The sequence below is a fragment of the Psychrosphaera sp. 1_MG-2023 genome (genome assembly GCF_030548245.1).
Classification (GTDB): Bacteria; Pseudomonadota; Gammaproteobacteria; order Enterobacterales; family Alteromonadaceae; genus Psychrosphaera; species Psychrosphaera algicola.
Window position 1 is genome coordinate 31,997 of record NZ_JAUORW010000007.1, and the last position, 21,337, is coordinate 53,333.

17 protein-coding genes are annotated in these 21,337 nt (G+C 41.1%); 4 read left to right on the forward strand and 13 right to left on the reverse strand.

The window, feature by feature from the left end; translation table 11 throughout:
* Positions 1–84: 84 nt before the first annotated feature.
* From Q4575_RS08180 to Q4575_RS08190, 3 genes are all read right to left on the reverse strand, one after another.
* Positions 85–966: a LysR family transcriptional regulator gene (locus Q4575_RS08180; protein WP_215965415.1), complete on the reverse strand. Its 882-nt coding sequence runs from the start codon at positions 964–966 to the stop codon at positions 85–87.
* A gap of 139 nt (positions 967–1,105) precedes the next feature.
* Positions 1,106–3,100: a flavohemoglobin expression-modulating QEGLA motif protein gene (locus Q4575_RS08185; RefSeq protein ID WP_303522249.1), complete on the reverse strand. Its 1,995-nt coding sequence runs from the start codon at positions 3,098–3,100 to the stop codon at positions 1,106–1,108.
* Positions 3,084–4,130: a glutathione synthase gene (locus Q4575_RS08190; protein WP_215965417.1), complete on the reverse strand. Its 1,047-nt coding sequence runs from the start codon at positions 4,128–4,130 to the stop codon at positions 3,084–3,086. The genes Q4575_RS08185 and Q4575_RS08190 overlap by 17 nt, the downstream gene beginning before the upstream one ends.
* A gap of 288 nt (positions 4,131–4,418) precedes the next feature.
* On the opposite strand from Q4575_RS08190, the gene maoP reads away from it, so the two are divergent.
* Positions 4,419–4,763: a DUF413 domain-containing protein gene (gene maoP, locus Q4575_RS08195; RefSeq protein WP_215965418.1), complete on the forward strand. Its 345-nt coding sequence runs from the start codon at positions 4,419–4,421 to the stop codon at positions 4,761–4,763.
* Between the two features lie 180 nt (positions 4,764–4,943).
* On the opposite strand, the gene Q4575_RS08200 is transcribed toward maoP, so the two are convergent.
* Both Q4575_RS08200 and Q4575_RS08205 read right to left on the reverse strand, forming a co-directional pair.
* The gene (locus Q4575_RS08200) at positions 4,944–5,741 is read right to left on the reverse strand and encodes an alpha/beta hydrolase family protein (RefSeq protein WP_303522253.1); all 798 of its coding nucleotides are present in this window, start codon (positions 5,739–5,741) and stop codon (positions 4,944–4,946) included.
* A 72-nt stretch (positions 5,742–5,813) separates the two neighbouring features.
* Complete coding sequence (locus tag Q4575_RS08205; RefSeq protein ID WP_215965420.1) at positions 5,814–6,980, reverse strand: alcohol dehydrogenase catalytic domain-containing protein; 1,167 nt, start codon at positions 6,978–6,980, stop codon at positions 5,814–5,816.
* A 219-nt stretch (positions 6,981–7,199) separates the two neighbouring features.
* On the opposite strand from Q4575_RS08205, the gene Q4575_RS08210 reads away from it, so the two are divergent.
* Positions 7,200–8,057: an AraC family transcriptional regulator gene (locus tag Q4575_RS08210; protein ID WP_215965421.1), complete on the forward strand. Its 858-nt coding sequence runs from the start codon at positions 7,200–7,202 to the stop codon at positions 8,055–8,057.
* Between the two features lie 10 nt (positions 8,058–8,067).
* Here the strand turns inward: Q4575_RS08210 and Q4575_RS08215 are convergent, their stop codons facing one another.
* A complete protein-coding gene (locus tag Q4575_RS08215; RefSeq protein ID WP_303522256.1) occupies positions 8,068–9,147 on the reverse strand; it encodes a 6-bladed beta-propeller in 1,080 nt (359 codons plus the stop codon).
* Positions 9,148–9,261: 114 nt separating this feature from the next.
* On the opposite strand from Q4575_RS08215, the gene Q4575_RS08220 reads away from it, so the two are divergent.
* Together Q4575_RS08220 and Q4575_RS08225 are read left to right on the forward strand one after the other, a co-directional pair.
* Positions 9,262–10,845 carry an MFS transporter gene (locus Q4575_RS08220; protein ID WP_303522259.1) on the forward strand — a complete coding sequence of 528 codons (1,584 nt, stop codon included), beginning with the start codon at positions 9,262–9,264 and terminating at the stop codon, positions 10,843–10,845.
* Between the two features lie 404 nt (positions 10,846–11,249).
* A complete protein-coding gene (locus tag Q4575_RS08225) occupies positions 11,250–12,107 on the forward strand; it encodes a hypothetical protein (protein ID WP_303522262.1) in 858 nt (285 codons plus the stop codon).
* A 94-nt stretch (positions 12,108–12,201) separates the two neighbouring features.
* On the opposite strand, the gene Q4575_RS08230 is transcribed toward Q4575_RS08225, so the two are convergent.
* The 7 genes from Q4575_RS08230 to rpoD form a co-directional block, all read right to left on the reverse strand.
* A complete protein-coding gene (locus tag Q4575_RS08230) occupies positions 12,202–13,449 on the reverse strand; it encodes an NAD(P)/FAD-dependent oxidoreductase (RefSeq protein WP_303522264.1) in 1,248 nt (415 codons plus the stop codon).
* Between the two features lie 85 nt (positions 13,450–13,534).
* Positions 13,535–13,843, reverse strand: coding sequence for a 2Fe-2S iron-sulfur cluster-binding protein (locus tag Q4575_RS08235; protein WP_303522266.1), 309 nt, complete (start codon positions 13,841–13,843; stop codon positions 13,535–13,537).
* 24 nt (positions 13,844–13,867) lie between these two features.
* A complete protein-coding gene (locus Q4575_RS08240; protein ID WP_303522269.1) occupies positions 13,868–15,025 on the reverse strand; it encodes a cytochrome P450 in 1,158 nt (385 codons plus the stop codon).
* Positions 15,026–15,380: 355 nt separating this feature from the next.
* The gene (locus tag Q4575_RS08245) at positions 15,381–17,654 is read right to left on the reverse strand and encodes an FdhF/YdeP family oxidoreductase (protein WP_303522272.1); all 2,274 of its coding nucleotides are present in this window, start codon (positions 17,652–17,654) and stop codon (positions 15,381–15,383) included.
* Positions 17,655–17,657: 3 nt separating this feature from the next.
* Positions 17,658–18,419, reverse strand: coding sequence for a formate dehydrogenase accessory sulfurtransferase FdhD (gene fdhD / locus Q4575_RS08250; RefSeq protein ID WP_303522275.1), 762 nt, complete (start codon positions 18,417–18,419; stop codon positions 17,658–17,660).
* 129 nt (positions 18,420–18,548) lie between these two features.
* Complete coding sequence (locus Q4575_RS08255; RefSeq protein ID WP_303522277.1) at positions 18,549–19,220, reverse strand: PilZ domain-containing protein; 672 nt, start codon at positions 19,218–19,220, stop codon at positions 18,549–18,551.
* Positions 19,221–19,497: 277 nt separating this feature from the next.
* The gene (rpoD, locus tag Q4575_RS08260; protein ID WP_215965431.1) at positions 19,498–21,333 is read right to left on the reverse strand and encodes an RNA polymerase sigma factor RpoD; all 1,836 of its coding nucleotides are present in this window, start codon (positions 21,331–21,333) and stop codon (positions 19,498–19,500) included.
* Positions 21,334–21,337: the final 4 nt, after the last annotated feature.

Below are 21,337 nucleotides of genomic sequence, written 5' to 3' on the forward strand. Positions count from 1 at the left end.
TCTCCTATGGAAAAACTAACGTTAAATTAGTCCCAATTTTGAAAATTGAAAAACGATTAATTTTTGTGGTATCAACAAAAAATATTATTCGACGTTTGAGGCCATTTCTAGAATTGCAGGACGTTGAGGCGATGACTGATCGATAACCTCTACAACTTGCTCAACAATGTCGACATTACGATTATGTTTTTGATAGACGGCGTAGATAGAGCGCTTCATGGCATGTTTACCTTTTACTCGGTGCAATTCACCACTTTCGATAAAAGGCTCAGCTAGAGCATTAGGAAGGTAGGCGCTGCCACCTTGGGCTAATAAAAAGTCTAACGCGATGCGGCCCGTGGAAGTTTTGAGTTTTGGTACAAAATTACGACCATATTTAGCTTCATGTTCTGACGCAAATTGCGCTCCCCAGTCAACAAAGATATAGCCTTTAGACATGGCTTGTTCGGCACTGACATTAGGTTCACTTGAAACGAGGGACAAATTAATTTGAGCAATTTGTTCACTGCATACTTCGTTAGTCAAGAAGGGGTCAAACATCAGAGCTAAATCTAAGGTGTTATCAATAATAGACGCATGTAATTGACGAATGCCCAACATTTCAGTTTTAAACGCCAATTCATCAAATGCGTTAGCAGCGACGGTCAAATAATTTTGAAAATACGCATCCCACACATTTGGAGTTGCCGCGATAGAAAACGGCATAAGCTTAGCGTCAATTAGCGAAATTTCGGATTTAACTTGCTGCAATGCACGCACCATAGTGGTGGCATAAGGTAATAGTCGCTCGCCAGCGGGGGTCAACGTAATGTTGTTTTTAAGGCGAACAAATAGTGGTGCGTTAACAAACTCTTCGAGCTGTTTTATCCTCGCACTTACCGCAGCTTGGGTAATGTAAAGGTTGTCAGCAGCGCGACCAAAGTGGCGCGTATTGGCAACCTCTAAAAATGTTTTAAATACTTTCACGTCCATGCCAGTAGGATAACTAATCTACTGGGTTAAACAATAGTTTTCTCAATAAGTCAGGGTTTTTGGCCATTAAATATTCGTGGTATTAGATAGATTGTTTTAAATCGCTATCTAATACCACTCATATCCAGACCAGTTAAACGTGTACGCCGCGAATAAGATAATCAATAATGGTGTTTTCTTTGCCTACTTTTAATTCAAAAAGCGGTGCTGATTTTTGTAACATGCCACGGGCGATCATCTCAGAAATGACGGGTAAATCGAGTAGACCTGTTTTACCTACCAATAGATCTTCAATAGGTTCTCCATTTTCAGCCATCGTTACAATGTCGATAAATCCACGTAAGTAAAGGTGGTCTTTGGTAAAGCCACCACCACGATAAACCCGAGTGGTTATTGTGAAGGCTTGTTCTTGGCCTAAGTCGTAGTCATTAACTAACGTTTGATAGGTTTTTAGAAAGTTATTTTGTTCTAACATCAAGTGTACGGCGATAACCCGCAGTGCCAATGACTTAAGGCGGTTCAAGGTTAGGTTGCCCGAGCAATATTCACTGAATATGGCTAATCCTTCCTGAGTGTGGGTATTTCCGACAAGACCGAGGGAAAACACTTTAAGCGGTTGAGCACGGGCACTCAACGTCGTAAACATATGAATGCCCAATTCATGGTGCGCAAAAGCACGCAATTCAACGTCGCTGAAGGTCGCGCTTTTATTAATCAACAATTGTTTTTTTGAATTGTTAACCATAGCTTTTGCGACGATTTTGGTCGACGTTTCGATTTTACATTCCATCGCCCAATCTGCCGCCTGCTGCTTAAAGTATGCAACCGCACCATCAGCATCAATACGGGTTGGATTAAGCTCAGACTGGATGTCTGGGGCGTGTAAAAGGAATTTAGCGTTAGCGATATCACGGTGACTTGGCTGACCATAATATTTAAGCGAGTTGTAAAGAAACTCGTCTGTACCTATGGTAGTTAACATGTCGATTTTAGTTGCCAAGTTATCCACCACGTGGCGGTACAATTGCTGAATGCCAGCGTCGTCAATGTCTTCAATTGGTAATTTGTACAATTGTTCACGGAACAAGTACGGACTGATATTCAGTTGTTTGTATTGAAACTCAGGTGTTACGGTTGCTTTGCGACCAAAGAATTTTTTCTTCTCTGCAGCGATGTTCACCGGATTGATGAAGTTCAAGGTTTCGATGTCTTTACACAGAGCGTAGAGCTTTTTGTCGAGCTTGATGACTTCTGGGGTAATCGTCGACGACAATACATCGGCTTTAGAAAAGGATTTTTTCTTGCCATAACGACGCATAAAAAAGGCGGTGGTTTCACCAATCGATTCTTTGAATCCAGCTTTGAGCTCTTCTAAAACAAGCGGGTATAGCTCACCTGATACTTCATCCATAAAGACTTTTTTCGCTTCAACAGGTATGACTAAGGTGTTGTCAAAATGCGAATTAATATGGGTGATCAAATAACCTCGTCCCTGGAAGACTTCGTTGCAAGCCGCACGAGTTTCGAGGTTAGGTAATTCGATTTTATTGAGTTCTTTTTCAAAACGCTCAATGACATTGCCCCAGCGTTCAATGTCGATTTGGGCCGTACCAATATTAAATGTTGGTGTATCGGCTTCAATCCGTTGGTAGTTATACGAATGCACGTCAAACACAATCGCGTTGCGGTAAAGCGATTCAATAACTTCAACAAGCGCTTCTAGAATATCGTAAAATGCCTGATGTTTTTCGTGACTCTTTGCTCGTTGACTGGTCGTTAACGGCTTTTCCCAAACTTGTTTATTCCACGCCGTTTTGAAATAAGTAGACAGGGTTTTTGGGCGGTTTAAGTCGTATTCAAAACGCGAATCATTACCGGTAAGTACTATTGGAAACGACGAAACCAAGTCGACGGTATACGGGTCTTCTTCGTACAAACGTTCCGTTTGGCTCAATAAAAACGACTTAGTCAGTTCTTTCCTGAGCTGGTGGCCATTGTGAATTGCAGTACAGATAATTGGCGAATATTCTTCAATTTTAATTGTGAAAGCGCCGTTATCTACGTCAGCATGAAAACATTTCTGTTTTTTAATGAGTGCAATGCACTCTTGTTTAGAAAGCGTTTGCATCTTCAATTACCTGTCTGAATTGAGACTTTCTTGAAACCACTAATTCTTTGGCGTGTACAACACTTTCGACAAAGTCGATTACTTGGGTTTGTAAACGAGTACGATTTAGTTTGTTAATTCTTACGATGCCGCCTGGGCTTAATACATTGACTTCAATTAGTTTTCCGCCAATAACGTCGATGCCGGTAAAATACAAACCGTCGCGCACCAATTTAGGACCGATGTATTTGCAAAGGCGTTTTTCTTGAGCAGTCAATTTATGTTTAACTACAGTGCCACCAGCGTGCACGTTTGAACGGACGTCATCCAACGCAGGAACGCGTTTCATCGCGCCAATTGGCTCGCCATTGAGCATTAATATGCGAACATCACCTTGCTCAGCACCGGGCACATAATCTTGTAAAATAACGTAGTTGCTGCCTTTGCCGTGTTCATCGCCGCCGATGTAAAAGTCCAATAAAGAACGGAAGCTTTGTCGTGCGCTTTTTTCTAATACGATAACCCCACGACCACCAAAACCGTCAAGGGGCTTTAGTATCATACGGTCACTTTCAGATTCGTCAAAAATACGTTCTAAATAATCACGGTTTTTAGACACGTGAGTCGCAGGAATAAACTCGCTCGCCGTGTCTTGGAATGAGGCGGTATAAATTTTGTTGTTAGCAATTCGCAATCCATCAAGGTCATTCATAATAAAGGTATCGCCTTTAACTGAATCGAGGAAGTTCAGTGCTAATGCATCTAGCGGTGGGTTCGCGCGCATGATAATAGAATCAAATCCAGCTAAGGGCAGGGGCGTACGCTTAAATTTAGCTGATTTGTAAAATGTGACGATGTTTTCAGGACACTTTTGAGCTTTGGTAAATACATCGCAAAATGCACTTGCAACACTGTCGCGAATCGTTAAATTATGAATTGTCGAAATCGCCACCGTGTGACCACGTTTTACACATTCGTGGATTAATCGCAGTGTTGTATCTGTTTCAGGGTCCACGCGATCCCACGGGTACATAATAAAGCAAATTTTCATGGTATTTCTGACTCATATATAAACGGGTAAATTTTTGCGGAGGCTACCGACTTATGGTGGTAATTACCCACAAAATATTTTTATGTTATCCATAGAAATCTTTAATGATTAAATGGATATTTCTTTGGTGGGATTTTTAGGGCCTATAAATTGTGGGGTTTAAAGGTAGAGCCCTTGTGTACTGTAAACTACATCGCTTTTGTTTATCGAGATAATAAAAATTATTTGTTTTTCAAATAGGCTAGTGATCTCTATGTTATTGAAAGCAAAATAACAGAGAGTTAATCCATGATAAATATCGAGCTACGTACCGGCGCTAAGCTATTTTTTGATGATTTACATTTTCCTCGCGGTTTCAATCGAAGTGGCGAATTTACAATAAATGAATCGAAACTTCTAACCGATTATGGCGATACCATGAAGCGGTTAGCAGAAGGCACGTTAGATCCAATTAATGAAGAAGAAAAACGCTTCATTCGATGTGCAAATGGAGAGCAAGAAGCAACAACGGTTATTGAAAAAATCTGGCGTAGATACAAGCAGATCATCGTACCAAAAGTCGTAGTGACATTACATGGTCGCGGTATTCCAAATTTTGATATGGACTCATCTGAATACAGCATGGAACTGTAGTTTTAGATTTTTTGGTAAATGGGGATAATATTTCATTGTCTGTCTATTGGGCATTTAGCCAATAATTCGATGTGAAATAAACGCCCCATTTATTGCGTTATGGGACTGTTCAACGCCCGCCGTGCGCCCACCGAGTTATAATGTTTTGGTTGGCTAAATTTAGACTAAAATCTACTGACTTTACTGTTGTTCGATGGCATCAAAAAATAGCAAGCTTTTGGCGACATGTTCGTGCCAATATTGCCATTGGTGGCCACCATCAAATACTTGGTAACTGTGCAGTACACCAAGTTCATCAAACTGTTGACTTAATGTGTTGTTGCTTGCAAAAAGTGCATCGTCTTTACCACAGTCAAATCTAATTGGCGGTAGTGCCGCTAAATTTTGTTTACTCCAATACAAAATATTGTCTTCATCCGGTAACGCACATTGATAGTCCGCAATGGGGTTGTCAATAAAGGTCTGTAAGTCAGTTAAGTTGGTTACTGAACTGTGGGCAGAAATGCCGGCGAACCGACTCGCAAATTTTGCACCTAATCTAAGTGCGCCATAACCTCCCATCGACAACCCTGTGATGTATATATTACTTTGTGATGATGCCGCTGGAATATGAGTTTGTACAGCGGTGAGTACATCGTCCATTATCCACTGTTCATAATTGCCATGCTCTTGTAATGGCAGGTATGCTGAACCTTGCCAAAGCCCTCCGTCTGACGGCATAACTAAGATAAATTCATTAAGGCCTTGTTGTCGTAATTTGTCATATACTTGATGCACACCACCTAAATTCATCCATACCCAATTAGATCCGTAAACACCATGCAGCAAAATGACAATAGGTAAATTGTTTTGGCTCGTTGGCTGGTAATAAACATTAACGTCCTGCCGGGCATTTAAATGACTGCTATGAAATGTGAGCATAGTCAGATTGTCGGCCGTGTATTTGGGTTCAGATATTTCAATTTGCGATATTGTCATGATGTTTTGTCGCTCTTTTTATCGATGAATTGAGGTTATGTCTCGGTATAAATTTGCCCCGTTATAAATCCATTATTGGTCTTCTGCGATGACAAAAACACCTTTAGCAACACGACCATTTAATAGATCATCAAAACCTGACTCTGCTTGTTCGAGTGTATATGTTTTGGTGACAAGCTCTTCTAACTTCATGGCACCTTGTTCGTATAACGCTAAAATCTTGCCAAAGTCACGTTTAGGATTACACATTCCATAAAGTGGATTGATGTAAATTTTATCCCACTCAAATAACTCACAATCAAAATCTATTCGCTGTTCAATACCGCTAACCTGGACTGCGGTGCCGGCATTTTTGATTAATGCTAATGGTGCTGACCCAAGTGCGGGGATCGCTGTGCATTCAAAGGCGTAATCGGCACCGATGCCGTTGGTTAACTCTCGTACGGCTTGTCGAACGTCAATAAAATCAATGTCTTGATGATGTGCAACAATACCATGCGTCGCGCCAAATTCTTTTGCTTGTTCGATACGTTGTTGATTAATGTCGATAGCAATTATGGTTGTGGCACCAGATTGTTTGGCTGCCTGAATGCAGTTCAACCCAACCCCGCCAGCACCGATGACACAGACACTAGAGCCTACCTCTACTTTCGCGGCATTGACCACTGAACCCCAGCCTGTCATAACCCCACAACCTATAATTGACGCCGCTGGAAACGAAATGCCATTGACTTGACTATTAGCATTTCCATTGGGTGTCATAGCAGTCTGACTGGTATTCACCTTTACCACAGCGGCTGCTTGGACAACGGTATATTCACACATGGTGCCTAAATGAAACGAGCGCTCAATAGGTTGACTTGCTAACGTTGTCGACGCTAAAGCGGCATGGCCAGATAAACCGCAACCGCAAACAGGTGAATTAACCTCGCAAATATGTAAATTACCTGCTTGGCACTGGTGACAGTCACCGCATGGGATCGCCCAATTAAGGATCACTTTATCACCAATGGCCAACCCTACAACATCGTCACCGACGGACTCAATAACACCGGCACCTTCATGACCAACAATAAATGTTTTGTCCCAATTCTGGATTGAATCCCAATCGGTATGGCAAATACCAGAAGCGTATAGTTTTACACGCACCTCACCGCTTTGGGGTAAACCTACTTCAACAGTTTGGAGCGAGTATTTACCACGCCCATCTGAAACAATTGCTTTGGCTTGTTTGATCATGTGTCACCAGAGATAAATTAACTTAGGCTTATTTGACCATCAAAACCAGAGATAAACTGTCATCATTTTTATCTAAAATATAAAATATATGTCCAGTTTTAGTTTAGTAGTAGACGAGAATGGTTTTAAATATCATTATTGTGATGTTGTGAAATGTTGGGTCGTAAAAAATTACGATGTTCAATTTCTGTAAACCCACTTAACTTTTGCGAGAACGTAATGAAACGAGCCTACTGCGAACCGTTTTGCATAGAAAAAGGGTATGCGTTCGAGATCCATAACGTGGCCTATGATATACATCAGCCTTATTCGTGTTTTATGCATTTTCATGAAGTGCACGAATTCATTATATTTGACCAAGTCGACGGAAATTATTTTTATAATCAAGGACAATCAAAATTAGAAAGTAACGATGTCGTTTTTACTCCCGCAATGGAAACGCACGATTTTGAACTTAACGATGGTGCTAAGTCTTGGCACATTATTCAACTTTTGCCTGAGTTTTTTCACCAAGATGACATTGCCCACTATGCGTCCTTCTTTAATCAAGGCATGCATCTACGGATTGACGACGTTAATCAACAGGAACTAAAACAAATAGTTGCTTGGCTGTTGGCGTCTTATCAAGTTGATCCGCAAAGCGCAAAAAGCAAAACCCTATTAAAACTATTGATCATTTGGATTGCAGAACATGCAACGGCAGTAACGGCCCCCAATATTCTGCCTATTACCGCAACTGTAGGTTATGAAAGATTATTGCCCGTCATCAATCGATTTAGACATGACTCCGCTGTGCGCTTTAGTCTTGTCGACGCGGCAAAGATGTGTCATCTGTCACCATCTTATTTTTCTCGATTATTTAAAAAGATTTTCCGTTTTAGCTTTTCGGAATATGTGCTGCGGCATAAACTTTATTCCGCAGCTCGGATATTAAGTATGGCTGACGTATCAATAACTGAGTTGAGCTACGACTTGGACTTTTCCAGCCCGTCGCATTTTATTGCACAATTTAAACGGCAGTTTTCGATGACCCCACTTCAATATCAAAAGTCGGTTATCAAACGCAGCAATATGTAACGAATTCTGCTTACACAGGTGTGAGTTTCATCGGATAACTGCCATTTGCACGCCATTGGCCCACATAAATATTACCTTCATCATCGACACACAGTCCGTGGCAGTGAGTAAATACGCTCCAATCCGTTACTAATGGTTGGAGTTTACCGTCAATATAACTCGGCGGCTCTCCGCCTAAGGTTGCAATCACTTGGTTGTCAGTGTCAAAAATACAAATAAAACCGGAACCATCGACATTTGAGCCGTCGATATGCGACCAGCAAACGGCGGAATACATCAAAGAACCGACGATAACCGGCGCATGGATCCAAGCCCCTGGTGTGGCAATCGTTGCGAGGTATTCACCAGCTAAAGTAAATTGTTTTAAACATTGTTCTGCACGGGAACTGACAATAAGCTTTGGATTAGCTTTGTCGCGATTATCCAGTTCAATACCGTGGGCATTAATGAGATTATGGTCGGGATCTTGATTGTCATGTCCGCCCCATTTTTCTTGGTACTGCCCTTTGCTGTTGTAACGAAGTACATAGTCAGAACCATATCCGTCGGTGATATAGATGTCGCCATTGGCCGCGATTGCTACGTCTGTTGGCCGAAAGGGCATGTCAGGCTGATAAGCGCCAACAGTTTGTGGGTGTCCTATAGTGTAAATCAATTTGCCATCGATTGTTAATTTTGCCACAAAGCCACTTTGAGCGATGACTTTATTGGTTGGCGAGTCCCATTCATCTGTTGAAACACCATCCCAATTACGATTTAAGATCCAACCGCTGTCTACCAAATAAATGTAATCTTGGCCCTGTTCTGAGACAATTTTGATGCCATGAGCGCCGGGGTATTCACGCCCCCAGACATCAATTAAATTTCCCTCTTTATCGTAAACAACAATGTTATTATCCGGGTGGTCAGTGACCATAAAAATTCGGCCAAGGCTGTCTATTGCAAATGCGTGGCAGTTTTCTACAGCGATTTGTTGTTCGTCAAGTTTGCCCCAGTGAGTATCTATGCTGTATTGATATTTGTCAGTTCCGATAATTTTACCGTGGCAATTGTTGCTCGACTTTGGTATTGCTATTTTTTGCTTCAACATATGGTTTTTTTGATTAGAGAATGATTATTAATATTAGTAACAAATAAATCTAGGGTTGACCATACTTGTTTAAATGTTTATTGTTAACAAAATGATTATTAAAACGGCAGTATTATGGATAAATTTGTAAAGGCCGCGTTTATCTACGCGTCAATTGTAACTATTGGTGGTTTTGTCTTTGGGTTAGACGCTGCGGTTATCTCGGGCACGCTTCGCTATGTTGCGGCAGAGTTTATGTTAGATGATATGCAATTGGGGAATGTAGTAAGTGCGCCTGCGTTAGGTGTTTTACTGGCATTAGTGATCACAGGTGCAGTATGTGAGTCCATTGGCCGTAAAAAAACGCTTATTCTGATTGCCATGTTATATGTTGTATCGGCTATCGCATCTGCGCTCGCACCAAGTTATGAAGCCTTAGTCGCTGCGCGTTTTCTTGGCGGGTTAGCCTTTACTTCTTTGTCTCTCGCCTCTATGTATATAGGTGAAATTGCCCCTGCAAAACAACGTGGCAAACTGGTATCGATGAATCAAATTATGATTGTAGTTGGTTTGACGTTTGCTTATTTTTCTAATTATTGGTTGCTTGGCGCAACTGAAGCAGGCGCAAATTGGATCGTAGAATTTGGCGTTGCTGATAACCTCTGGCGTTGGATGTTAGGTATGGAAATCGTACCGGCCTTAGTTTGGTGTTTATTACTGTTTATTATTCCTGAAAGTCCTCGTTGGTTAGTGTCGAAAGGTAAGTTAGAAGAAGCCAAACAAGCCCTAAGTAAATTAATGCCGGCGGAACAAATTGAGGGCGAAATCCAATCCATCGAAGCAAGCTTCAACAATAGCGAAGTACAAGAAGGCGGAATTAAGCAAAAATTTAAGGCGTTATTAGACCCTCGTGTGCGACTCGCTATGATTGTCGGATTAGTGTTTGCCATTGTTCAACCATCCACAGGTGTAAATCCAATATTGTTTTATGCGCCAATGGTATTTGAACAGACTGGCATTGGCACAAATGCAGCGTTTGCACAAACAATTATCATTGGTTTGGTTTCATTTGTATTTACTGCACTGGCCATAGTGTTAGTTGATAAAGTCGGGCGTCGACCGCTGGTAAATGGTGGGCTTATTGCTTCTATATTATGTCTATTACTATGTGTAATCGCTTTTAATCAAGCTTCTTACACGCTTGACCAACAGGATGTCTCTAAGCTTGCTGCAGCGCACTCAGAGCTTAATGAAGGTGCTATGCAGTCGCTAGTAGGACAAACATTTAGTGATGACAAGAGTTTTAAAGCTGGTGTTGCTGAAGTGATTGGACTAGATAATGTTCGGGCACTGGAGAGTCAGTTTATTCAAGCGGCAGTGACGATAAATAGCATGTTGGTTTTAGTTGGTATCGTAGGCTTTATCGCCGCGTTTCATATCTCTATTGGACCAATTATGTGGGTGGTCTTTTCGGAGATTGTGCCGACCTCAGTTCGTGGCGTTGCTATCCCAATGTTTGCTTTAGTTTGCAGCACGATAAGTTATTTTATGCAGAAATTTTTCCCTTGGTTACTTAATGCCTTTGGTGCTGCGGATGTGTTTTTATCGTATATGTTGTCAGGCATCGTTGGTCTTGTTTTACTGTATCGCTATTTACCTGAGACAAAAAATAAATCGATTGAGGAAGTTGAAAAACTGGTGGCGGAATACAAGTCGTAGCCTCTGGTCCAATATTAAATTTGTTATTGGGCGGTTAAGTATACTTAACCGCCTTTTTTTGTTCTTAAATAAAGTGTGATGTTGTCGATAAAGGCCGAGACTTGCCTATAATACAAAAGCGGCAACTCTGTTATAAAAAATTGTTTTCAACCATCTAAATCAGCCACCCTATTAAAATTCCCCTTTTGAAAGCTAAGGTGACATCAAGCTCAGCCTTAGATTTACGAGCTAGCGCAATGTAAGCGGTTACTGATTGCGTCGCAGAAGTGTCCCGTTATAGTGACGAGTGGCCGCCTTTTACCCATTTTGTAACATTCCCTGAAATTGACAGTCAACCATAGTTGATTTATACCTAACTCTGACGAGCCCAAATCAGGATCGTAAATATTTCCTTGGGGAGAATAGTGAAGTTACCAATAATTGCATTTTTACTGTCGATTTTTTGTTTTAGTATTAACTTGAAAGCGGAGCGTTATACTTTAGGCATCGCTGTTAGCCCTCATATCCTCGAAGTTTTTAATCAATGGACGTTAAAACAAGATTGTTGGAATGTTGACGAGTTTAAATCTAAACATTCATCACGTGGTGCCATCGAACTCGTTATTATCTGTAAAGCTCTGCATTTAGGCGGGCTAGACGTCAGATTGGATTTTTATCCTTCTCCCAATTATACCCGTAGCTTAGTACTGGCAAACCAACGTAAAGTTCATATTCCAGGGGAAACGATTTGGAAAGATGAAATAGACGAATCTATTTTTTATGTTTCTAAACCTGTAATTGACGTTGGTGAAATGAAAAAGGGCATCTTTACACTGGGCAACCATCCAATGTTAGATGTTGTTAAAACTAAACAAGATTTACAAAAATACGTTGGCATTTCACCAAATAAGTGGACCCATGACTGGCAAGTTATATCAAAGTTAACGCCGCAATTGTTAAATGCGCCGTCTTCTACAGCTGTGCATAAAATGATTGCTAAAGGGCGCGCAGACTTTACGCTAGGTGAATTTAATAGCGATATGAAAATTGGATTGGAGAATGTTGTTCTGGTGCCAATTCCAAATATGTATGTTTCGTTAGCGCAATCTCGTCACTTTATTGTTCGTAAGGACGTCCGCAATAGTAAGTTGATATTTTTGGCGCTGGAAAAAGGTTTATCGATCCTAAAAGAGAACAAGTTTATTAATAAAGCTTATACGGCTTCTGGCTTCACGCCTGCTGAAATCGCTAATTGGCAGGATATAAGTGTCGATTTGGAGTAATTATTTTACTTCGTTAACCTTCAAGCTCTTGTCTTGCTATTCTTAAAAGAAGGATGACCTTTTCGTTTAAGATCATCTAACTTTCTGTTTTTGACTATAGAAATTGTACAGCCGTACTATGATCCCCTAAAGTCGTTTTATCGACGACAAGTCCATTTTTAATGGTTTTAGTTGCGACGACATAGTCTTTTGCATTGTTCACTGCATCCACAGCGAGGAGTTGTGAACCGTTAAAATACCAAAGTGAAAATTTATCTGTATGTTCTTTACGAACGACAACATCCGTAAATCCCTCCGATAAACCTACCATCTGTAATTTAATATCAAATTGATCTGACCAAAACCAAGGTATTGTATTGTATGGCACAGGTTGACCACAAATAGCCTGCGCGACACATTTGGCTTGATCAACTGCATTTTGAACGGATTCAAGTCTAATGAAGCGGCCGTAATGAGGGTTGAAGTGATTGCTACAATCACCAATCGCATAAATGTTTTTGGTCGCGGTAGCGCCAAACTCGTTTACTTTCAGACCATTGTCTATTTCGATATTCGCCATTTTTGCTAGTTCTGTATTGACCCTGACACCCACTCCGACAATGATAATATCAGCTTCGTAAACGGTATCATCATCACAATGGAGTTGATTGATATTGCCTTTAAGAGACAAACCCTCTACATTTTTTTTACATAGGATATTAACGTCATTTTGCTCGTGCAAATTGGTAAAATAAGACGACATGGTTGGTGTTGTTACACGAGCTAGTATCCGCTCCTCTCGTTCGAGAACCGTAACATCTGCACCGAGTTTTTTTAGGGAAGCCGCGGTTTCTAAACCAATGTACCCACCACCAATAATAACGACTTTGGGAGCCGCTTTTTGACGCATGGCTTGTTTGATATTATTCACATCTAAAGCGGTGCGCAGTGGAAATAGGTTTGCCGCCTGTTGTAAACCAGGGATTGGCGGAATAATAGGACTAGCGCCGGTCGCCAATACCAATTGGCTATAATACATGACCTCTGTTGTTCCATTAGAAGCCGAGTCAAAGGTAATTGTTTGTTTGCCCGCATCTAAGTGAGTTACCCGACAACCTAAGTGCAATGATATCGTCGATTTTTCATAGCTCTCTGGTGACTTAAGGGCATTTCTTTCAATGGGGTCATCCGAGATCAAGTAGGCTTTTGACAGCGGTGGGCGATGGTAAGGTAACGTCGGGTCAGCATCTATTAACGCAATCGCACCAACATAACCTGCTTTACGTAATGAAAACGCCAAATTAACTCCAGCGTGACTTGCGCCAACGATAACGCAGGTCGATTGTTCAGGTTGATTTGTCATAAGTGTGACCTTTTAAAAACAATTTTTGATAAATGTCTATTTTCAGAATGGACTTAAAATAATGACTAACGTTTATATAATTTGATTAACCAACGACTTTTAACGTGATCCCGTCAATGTCGTCAGATATGTCAATTTGGCAACATAAGCGGCTATATTCATTCACGTTGTCATCTAGTTCGAGCATGTCAGATTCTATTTCGCTTGCTGTTCCTGTCTTAGCCATGTCTTGTGCTGCAACATGAACGTGACAAGTTGCACATGAACAAACGCCGCCGCAATCGCCATCGATGCCTGGAATATTGTTGTCGACTGCCAGTTCCATAACGCTGCCACTTGTTGCTTCAACTGTAATTGATTGTTCGTCTTGTGTTACAAATGTAATTTTAGCCATGGTGGTTTCCTCTATTTATCTAAATTAGCGCTGTTTAAATTGTACGGTTAAATGATCAAAACCCACTTTTCGTTTAAATTCACCCAATGTTTCAATGTTGTCTTTGCTATCGACGATTGCTATTGAATCGAGCTTATTGATCATCACACTGAGTAAGGTCTGTAATATTTGACGCGCATGTGTCGCGCCTAAACAATTGTGAGTACCAAAACCAAATGCTACGTGAGGATTCAGCTTTCGGTCCAATACCACGTCATTTGGATTTTCAAATACGCGCTCGTCACGATTAGCAGATGCCCAACACAACGAAATACGGGTATCCGCCTTAACGGCATGTTCGCAAATTGAGGCGTCTTCAGTCGCAACTCGTCCCATTTGAGTTAATGGCGAAAAGTATCGTATTAACTCTTCTACGGATTTGTTGATAATACTTGGTTCATCTCGCAAACGATGCAAGTCTTCAGGGTGCTCAGCAAAGTAGCCTATGGTATTGGTCACCATATTTATCACTGTGTCTCGGCCACCTGCGAAGGTCAAGATCATAACGCCTTTGATTTGTTCCTTTGTCATAGGTTTACCCATAACTTTTGACTGCAATAACAAAGAGTATAAGTCGTTTCCTGGAGACTGCTCAGCCCGCTCGATTTGTGCTTCTATATAATCGTAAAGTATTGCAGCTTTGTCGCCATCTAGGGCTGTGGTATCACTTCTAAAAACGTGTGTACCCCAGTTGATCCAAGTTTCAGAGTCTGACATTGGTGTGTTAAGTAACAAGGTTAACGCTCGAGATTGAAGAACAAGCGCGAGTTGCGACACCACTTCGGTTTCAGGCTGTTGTAATACATCGTTAAAAACACCTTCGATAATCGCAGTTAATTGCTCTTGGTAGTCTGCTTCCAATGGTCGTTTAAACCAAGGATCGATTAAATCCCGGTAAGTTTTATGCTCAGGTGGATCAACTTCAAAAGGGATCTGTCGTGTCTCACGAATGTTCACTTCAGAGGGGATGACGATTCGACCAGGTTTAGCGCCAGACTGGTACGTTTTCCAGTTATGGGCGCATTTACGAACGTCTTTTAATCCCAATACCATAGTTACAGGATCGTTTTGGTCATCCATAAATCCCAATCCAGTTTCAACTCTTGCGGTGGCAAACGGGTCAGATTGTTCACTTTTTTTCATCGAGATACCTTTTGATTATGACGCCTAGTTTGAGCCTAACTCGAGATAATATTGTCTCGGTTAATTCGACCATGTAGCGGTATGTTTATGCTGTAATCTTAATCAAGAAATTGGCATTAAAATACAAAGGCTAGAGAATAAAATGTTAAATATATGACCTATTTTTTAGTTGATGTGACAATATTTTATTTAAAAAGACAAAATAATGTTTTTTAGGAACTAGTATTGAGAAGACTAGTGAGTTTAAAACAAAGCACCAAATGGGAATGTTATTAAGGGGTTCTCTAAGAAAGTAGGGGGTTCTACTAAATGACGCCAATGAAACTCCCTGGCGTCATTGTTAACCTACATTGTACTAGGAGGTTTTCATCAAGACGGTTTTAGACGCTGAAATGATAACTGGAATAGACTTAGACGTTGGAGTAAAACTGCCATCACCAAAGCTGTCTATTGGTACAAGTGGGTTAGTTTCAGGATAATAGGCTGCTACATTGCCCAGTGGAATGTCATAAAATATCAATTTAAAACCGTCCACCATGCGTGTTTGATTATCGTGCCAAATTGAAGTGAGAGATACCCACGTCCCTTCTTCTAGTTTTAATCGCGAGGCGTCTTTTTTGTTTATAAAGACAACATTCCTTTCGCCAAATACGCCTCGATAGCGGTCATCCATGCCGTATATCGTCGTATTGTATTGGTCGTGAGAACGAAGCGATTGTAAAGTAAATATTGGTGCTTTTTGTTTTTCGATTATTGCAACGACCGCTGCTGGGTAGAGGCTAGTAGGAAGTTGGGACGCAGTGAAGTTGGCTTTGCCACTATGAGTCTGCCAATGATAATTAGCCGCTGAGTTAACAAGGTGAAAGCCACCTGGCGTTGCTATTTGTTGGTTAAAGTTATCAAATCCTGGAATCGTTTTTTCAATTAGGTTTCGGATCTGTCCGTAATCCTCCGCCAGCGTTGACCAGTCGACAATATTGTCACCTAATGTTGCGTTTGCAATGGCAGCGACGATTGCGGTTTCTGACTTTAAGTTTGGCCCAACCGGAGTGTTAGCGCCTTTGGACGCATGAACCATACTAAAGGTATCTTCTACCGTTATCGCTTGCTCGCCACTACTTTGTTTATCTATTTCTGTGCGGCCTAAACAGGGCAGAATAATCGCGTCGTTGCCAACACAAAGGTGACTTCGGTTCAGTTTGGTACTAATTTGTACATTGAGCTCAGCTTGTTGTATGGCATCAATAGTAAAGTGCGTATCAGGTGCAGCGGCGGCTAAGTTGCCACCCAAGCAGATAAGGACTTTGCTTTGTTGTGTAGACAAAGCGGTTAACGCTTGGTTGACGTTATGGCCGGGTCGCTTGCTGGTCGAGATACCAAATTCGGCGTCAAGGGCTTGTAAAAAGGGCATTGAAGGGTTTTCATTTATCCCCATCGTTCGGTTACCTTGCACATTACTGTGTCCACGCACAGGGCATAGTCCTGCGCCCGGTAGGCCAATTTGCCCAAATAATAAGTGTAAGTTGGTTATCTCTTTAATCGTATCAACAGAGTGTTTATGTTGTGTTATACCCATCGCCCAGGTGGTAATGACACGCTTTCCACTTGCAAACAAATCAGCAGCCTGCTCAATATCTTTCTGGTTTAAGCCTGATTGTTGAGTGATTAATTCCCACGGCGTAGCAGAAACGGCCGTTAGGTAAGCTTCTAATCCATTTGTATGCTCTGCAATAAACTCATCGTTTAGTTTTGTATTTATATCGAGGAGATGTTTGACCATGCCACGGACGACAGCAAAATCGCCGCCCAATTTGGGTGTGAAATAACGATGGCTTATGGTCGTTGCCGCTGGAGTAAGTAATTCAATAGGATCTTGAGGGCTGGCAAATTTCTCTAAGGCAACTTCTCTTAGATTATTAAATGAAACAATTTTACATCCCCCTCTTGAGGCTTTGCGCAACGAATTCATCATTCTAGGGTGATTAGTGCCGGGGTTCTGGCCAAAAACAAAGATAACGTCTGCGTGGTCAAAGTCGTCTATCGTGACGGTTCCTTTGCCAACGCCTATAGTGTCTTTTAGAGCAACACCACTAGCTTCATGGCACATATTAGAGCAGTCAGGAAAATTATTGGTGCCTAAAACCCGGCCAAATAATTGATACAAATAGGACGCTTCATTACTTGCTCGTCCCGAAGTATAAAACTCCACTTGGTCTGGCTCTACGTTTCGTATTTTGGTACCGATTATTGAAATTGCCTGTTCCCAGGAAATAGGTTCGTAATGATCGGTGTTTGCATTGTATGACATAGGGTCAGTTAACCGACCTTGATATTCTAACCAGTGGTCACTTTGCTTTTTGAGTTGGCTTACCGAGTACTCACGAAAAAATTCAGGACCTACTTTTTTGTCTGTAGCCTCCCAAGTTACCGCTTTTGCTCCATTTTCACAAAACTGAAAACGGTCATTTGTATTGTCGCCCCACGCACAACCTGGGCAATCAAAACCATCGCTTTGATTTACTTTCAGCAAATTTTTGATATTGTCTTTTGCGCGTTGGCTGCGCATCACTTGTTTGAACGTGGAGGCGACTGATGCGAAACCACCGGCTTTATTAGATTTAACTGTCATAAATTACTCGATACCATAATAGATAGGCTGATCTTTTTTCGGGATCTGGACTAACAAAAGGTTATGTTCTGCAGCTAGATTAACCGCAAACTGGCTTGGTGAGGCAAGGCTAATTAACGTAGGTACGCCGGCCAAAATTGATTTCTGCACTAATTCGACACTGCATCTACTTGTCATTAAAATTGCGCCTTGGCGTCTATCAATACCATTTTTTAAAAGGTAACCAATTAACTTATCAAGCGCATTGTGTCGGCCGATATCTTCACGGCAGGCGACTATCTGACCGTCAGTGTTGAGCCAAAATGCCGCGTGCAAAGCGCCACTATTTTTAGCTAGGGTTTGCCAAGTCGACAGCTTGCGCCGAATGACGCTAAGAGTGGTTTTCAGATTAGGCGATATCGCTGACATCGCAGGCAACGTTGGCAGTGTAGGGAATGCTTGGGTTAACGTTTCTGTACCGCAGAGCCCACAACCCGTGGTGCCTTTTAGTTGCCTTTGTCGTTGTTGCAAGTTAACTAAACATCGGTTAGCAATGATTACGTTAACGATATAGGCATTGTCCTGCTGGCTGATATTGATATCATGAATATCGCGATTGTGGCTAATAACTAAGTTGGACAACAGAAAGCCGATGACAAATTCTTCTAAATCATGAGGGCTTGCCAACATGACAGCATAGCTCACCTGATTTATTTCGATAGCAACAGGATGTTCTTCCACTAAATGAGTCGAAAGGGCTTTTAATGGAGTTGCAGAAGTCGGCATAAGGCTTGGGCTAACCTTGTATTAAAATATAAGAATGGCAAATATGTTAATAATTAAACCATATCGCGGATCAAAATGCTGTTACTTGTTGGTTGTAAAATAACAAATATATGATGGATCCGAGAAAGGTTATAAGCCGTATTCTCGCATAAGAAGGATCGCAAAGGCACTTTTTACGACACCGGAGTCTTCTTCTGTAAATTCGACGCCCAGTTGAACTTTTTCTCTTTGTCGAGCATTTTTAACGACACCGCTGATGGAAAAATCCATATCTAAGTCGTCGTTAGCAACAAATTCAACATTGACCTCTTGTCCAGTTAACTCTTCTGACGTTGGGTTCTCTAATACTTCTTCATTAAGTAAGTATTCACACTTTAATCCTGTCATTGAAAAGTCAGAAATCAAAGCCAGATATTGTCGGTCTAACTTTGGATAAGTAATGTTAGCCATTAACTCTACGGAAATCCTAGGGGTGGTTCTCAGCCGCTGACCTTTCACCATTTTAGGGTATTCAACAAGTAAAAGGGGTTCTCGAAGTTTACTGATCCCTAATGAAGATACCTGAAAATTAAGTGCGGTAAGGTACTCTTGAGCTACTACAGTTTGAATTGATAACTGGACTCCGGCTTTCAAGTCATGGCTGTCATTGGCAGCACTAGTGATATTTTGAAATTTTAGAATTAAATATTCATTTTCAATCAGGCCAACGTAAATCATTTTAAATTTTAGTCGGTTATGCACTTTGTCATATAGGCTGATGTTGACAATAGTACCTGGTTGTAACTCTTTAATTAGATTCAACGTTTACTCCACCAATGAGTTAAATATGACGTTATCACTTGCAATAGGGAAACCAATATTAGTTGTTACTATTCGTTAAAATTATGCGTAATAAAATAATTTGTAAAAAGTCCCAAATAATTCTTTTTAACGAATATTCAATAGTATGGCGGATATTCAGTATGTGACAAAGAACTAATTTTTTAAAGTGGTTAAAGGGAAGATTATTAAAAATAAAACGCCAAGCAATAAAAAACCCGCTAGTGCGGGTTTTCTAAAAGTGTTGTAAATTGACTTATTACTCGTCTAAGAAGGTTCTTAACGGTTCTGAACGAGAAGGATGCCTTAATTTACGTAATGCTTTTGCTTCAATCTGACGTATACGTTCACGTGTTACGTCAAACTGTTTACCAACTTCTTCCAAAGTGTGATCCGTATTCATGTCGATACCAAAGCGCATACGCAATACTTTAGCTTCACGGGCGGTTAGGCCAGACAATACATCACGGGTTGCATCTTGCAAACCTTCAGAAGTAGTTGTTTCCACTGGTGAAGATATTGTTGTATCTTCGATAAAGTCACCTAAATGTGAATCTTCATCGTCACCAATAGGCGTTTCCATTGAAATAGGCTCTTTTGCGATTTTAAGCACTTTTCTGATCTTGTCTTCAGGCATTAACATGCGCTCAGCAAGTTCTTCTGGTGTAGGCTCGCGACCCATTTCCTGTAACATTTGACGTGAAATACGATTAAGCTTGTTGATCGTTTCAATCATATGTACTGGAATACGAATTGTTCTTGCTTGGTCAGCAATTGAACGCGTAATCGCTTGACGTATCCACCATGTTGCATAAGTAGAGAACTTATAACCACGACGATATTCAAACTTATCTACCGCTTTCATCAAACCGATATTACCTTCTTGGATCAGATCCAAGAATTGTAAACCACGGTTTGTGTATTTTTTAGCGATGGAGATAACCAAACGTAAGTTGGCTTCGACCATTTCTTTTTTCGCACGACGCGCTTTAGCTTCACCAATGGCCATACGGCGGTTGATGTCTTTAATCGCTTCTACATTTAGTCGTGTTTCTTTTTCAATTTCTTTTAACTTTTGGATGCTACGACGAATTTCAATGTCGACTTCTTTAAGTCGATTTGCAACGTCATCGCCGCCCGATTGCAATAACTCTAACCAAGACGTTTTAGTTTCGTTGCCTGGGAAGATCTTAATGAAATCTTTTTTAGGTAATTTAGCGTAACCACAAGTGTGTTTCATGATTAGACGTTCTTGAACGCGAACACGGTCCATCATGTCACGCATATTTCGAACTAATTTATCAAATTGCTTTGGAATCAGTTTGAATAAGCGGAAATGTTCACCAAGAGCCGCAATCTTTTCTTGAGTTTTTGGGTGAGAACGACCAAGTTCATTGATAGAGACTGTTGACTCATCATACAAACGGCGTAACTCTTCAAAATGCTCACGAGCTTCTTCAGGATCTGGGCCTGTATCAACTTCTTCTTCGTCTTCATCATCGTCATCTGAATCGCCGTCTTCATCGGCTAAATCAGTTTCAGACAATTCTGATCCAACATGAGTTGCAGCAGGTGCTACATCTTCTTCGTTTGGATCTAGGAAACCATTAATGATGTCGCTTAAACGAATTTCTTCTGCTTCATATTGGTCCCACTGATCCAACAAGTAGCTGATAGCTTGCGGGTATTCCGCAACTGAAGATTGAACGGTATATATACCTTCTTCAATTCGTTTTGCTATGACGATTTCGCCTTCGCGAGTCAGTAATTCAACCGTACCCATTTCACGCATATACATGCGAACAGGGTCGGTAGTACGACCTATTTCTTTTTCAACAGTAGCAAGTGCTGCAGCTGCCGCTTCAACGACTTCATCATCGCTGGTTTGTTCTTGCATCAACAATTCATCGGCATCAGGTGGTGTTTCACATACCTTGATACCCATGTCGTTGATCATCTGAATGATGTCTTCGACTTGATCAGCGTCGATCATATCCTGCGGAAGGTGATCGTTCACTTCTGCAAAGGTTAAGTAACCTTGCTCGCGACCTTTAATAATAAGAAGTTTTAGTTGAGACTGAGGAGTTTGCTCCATACAG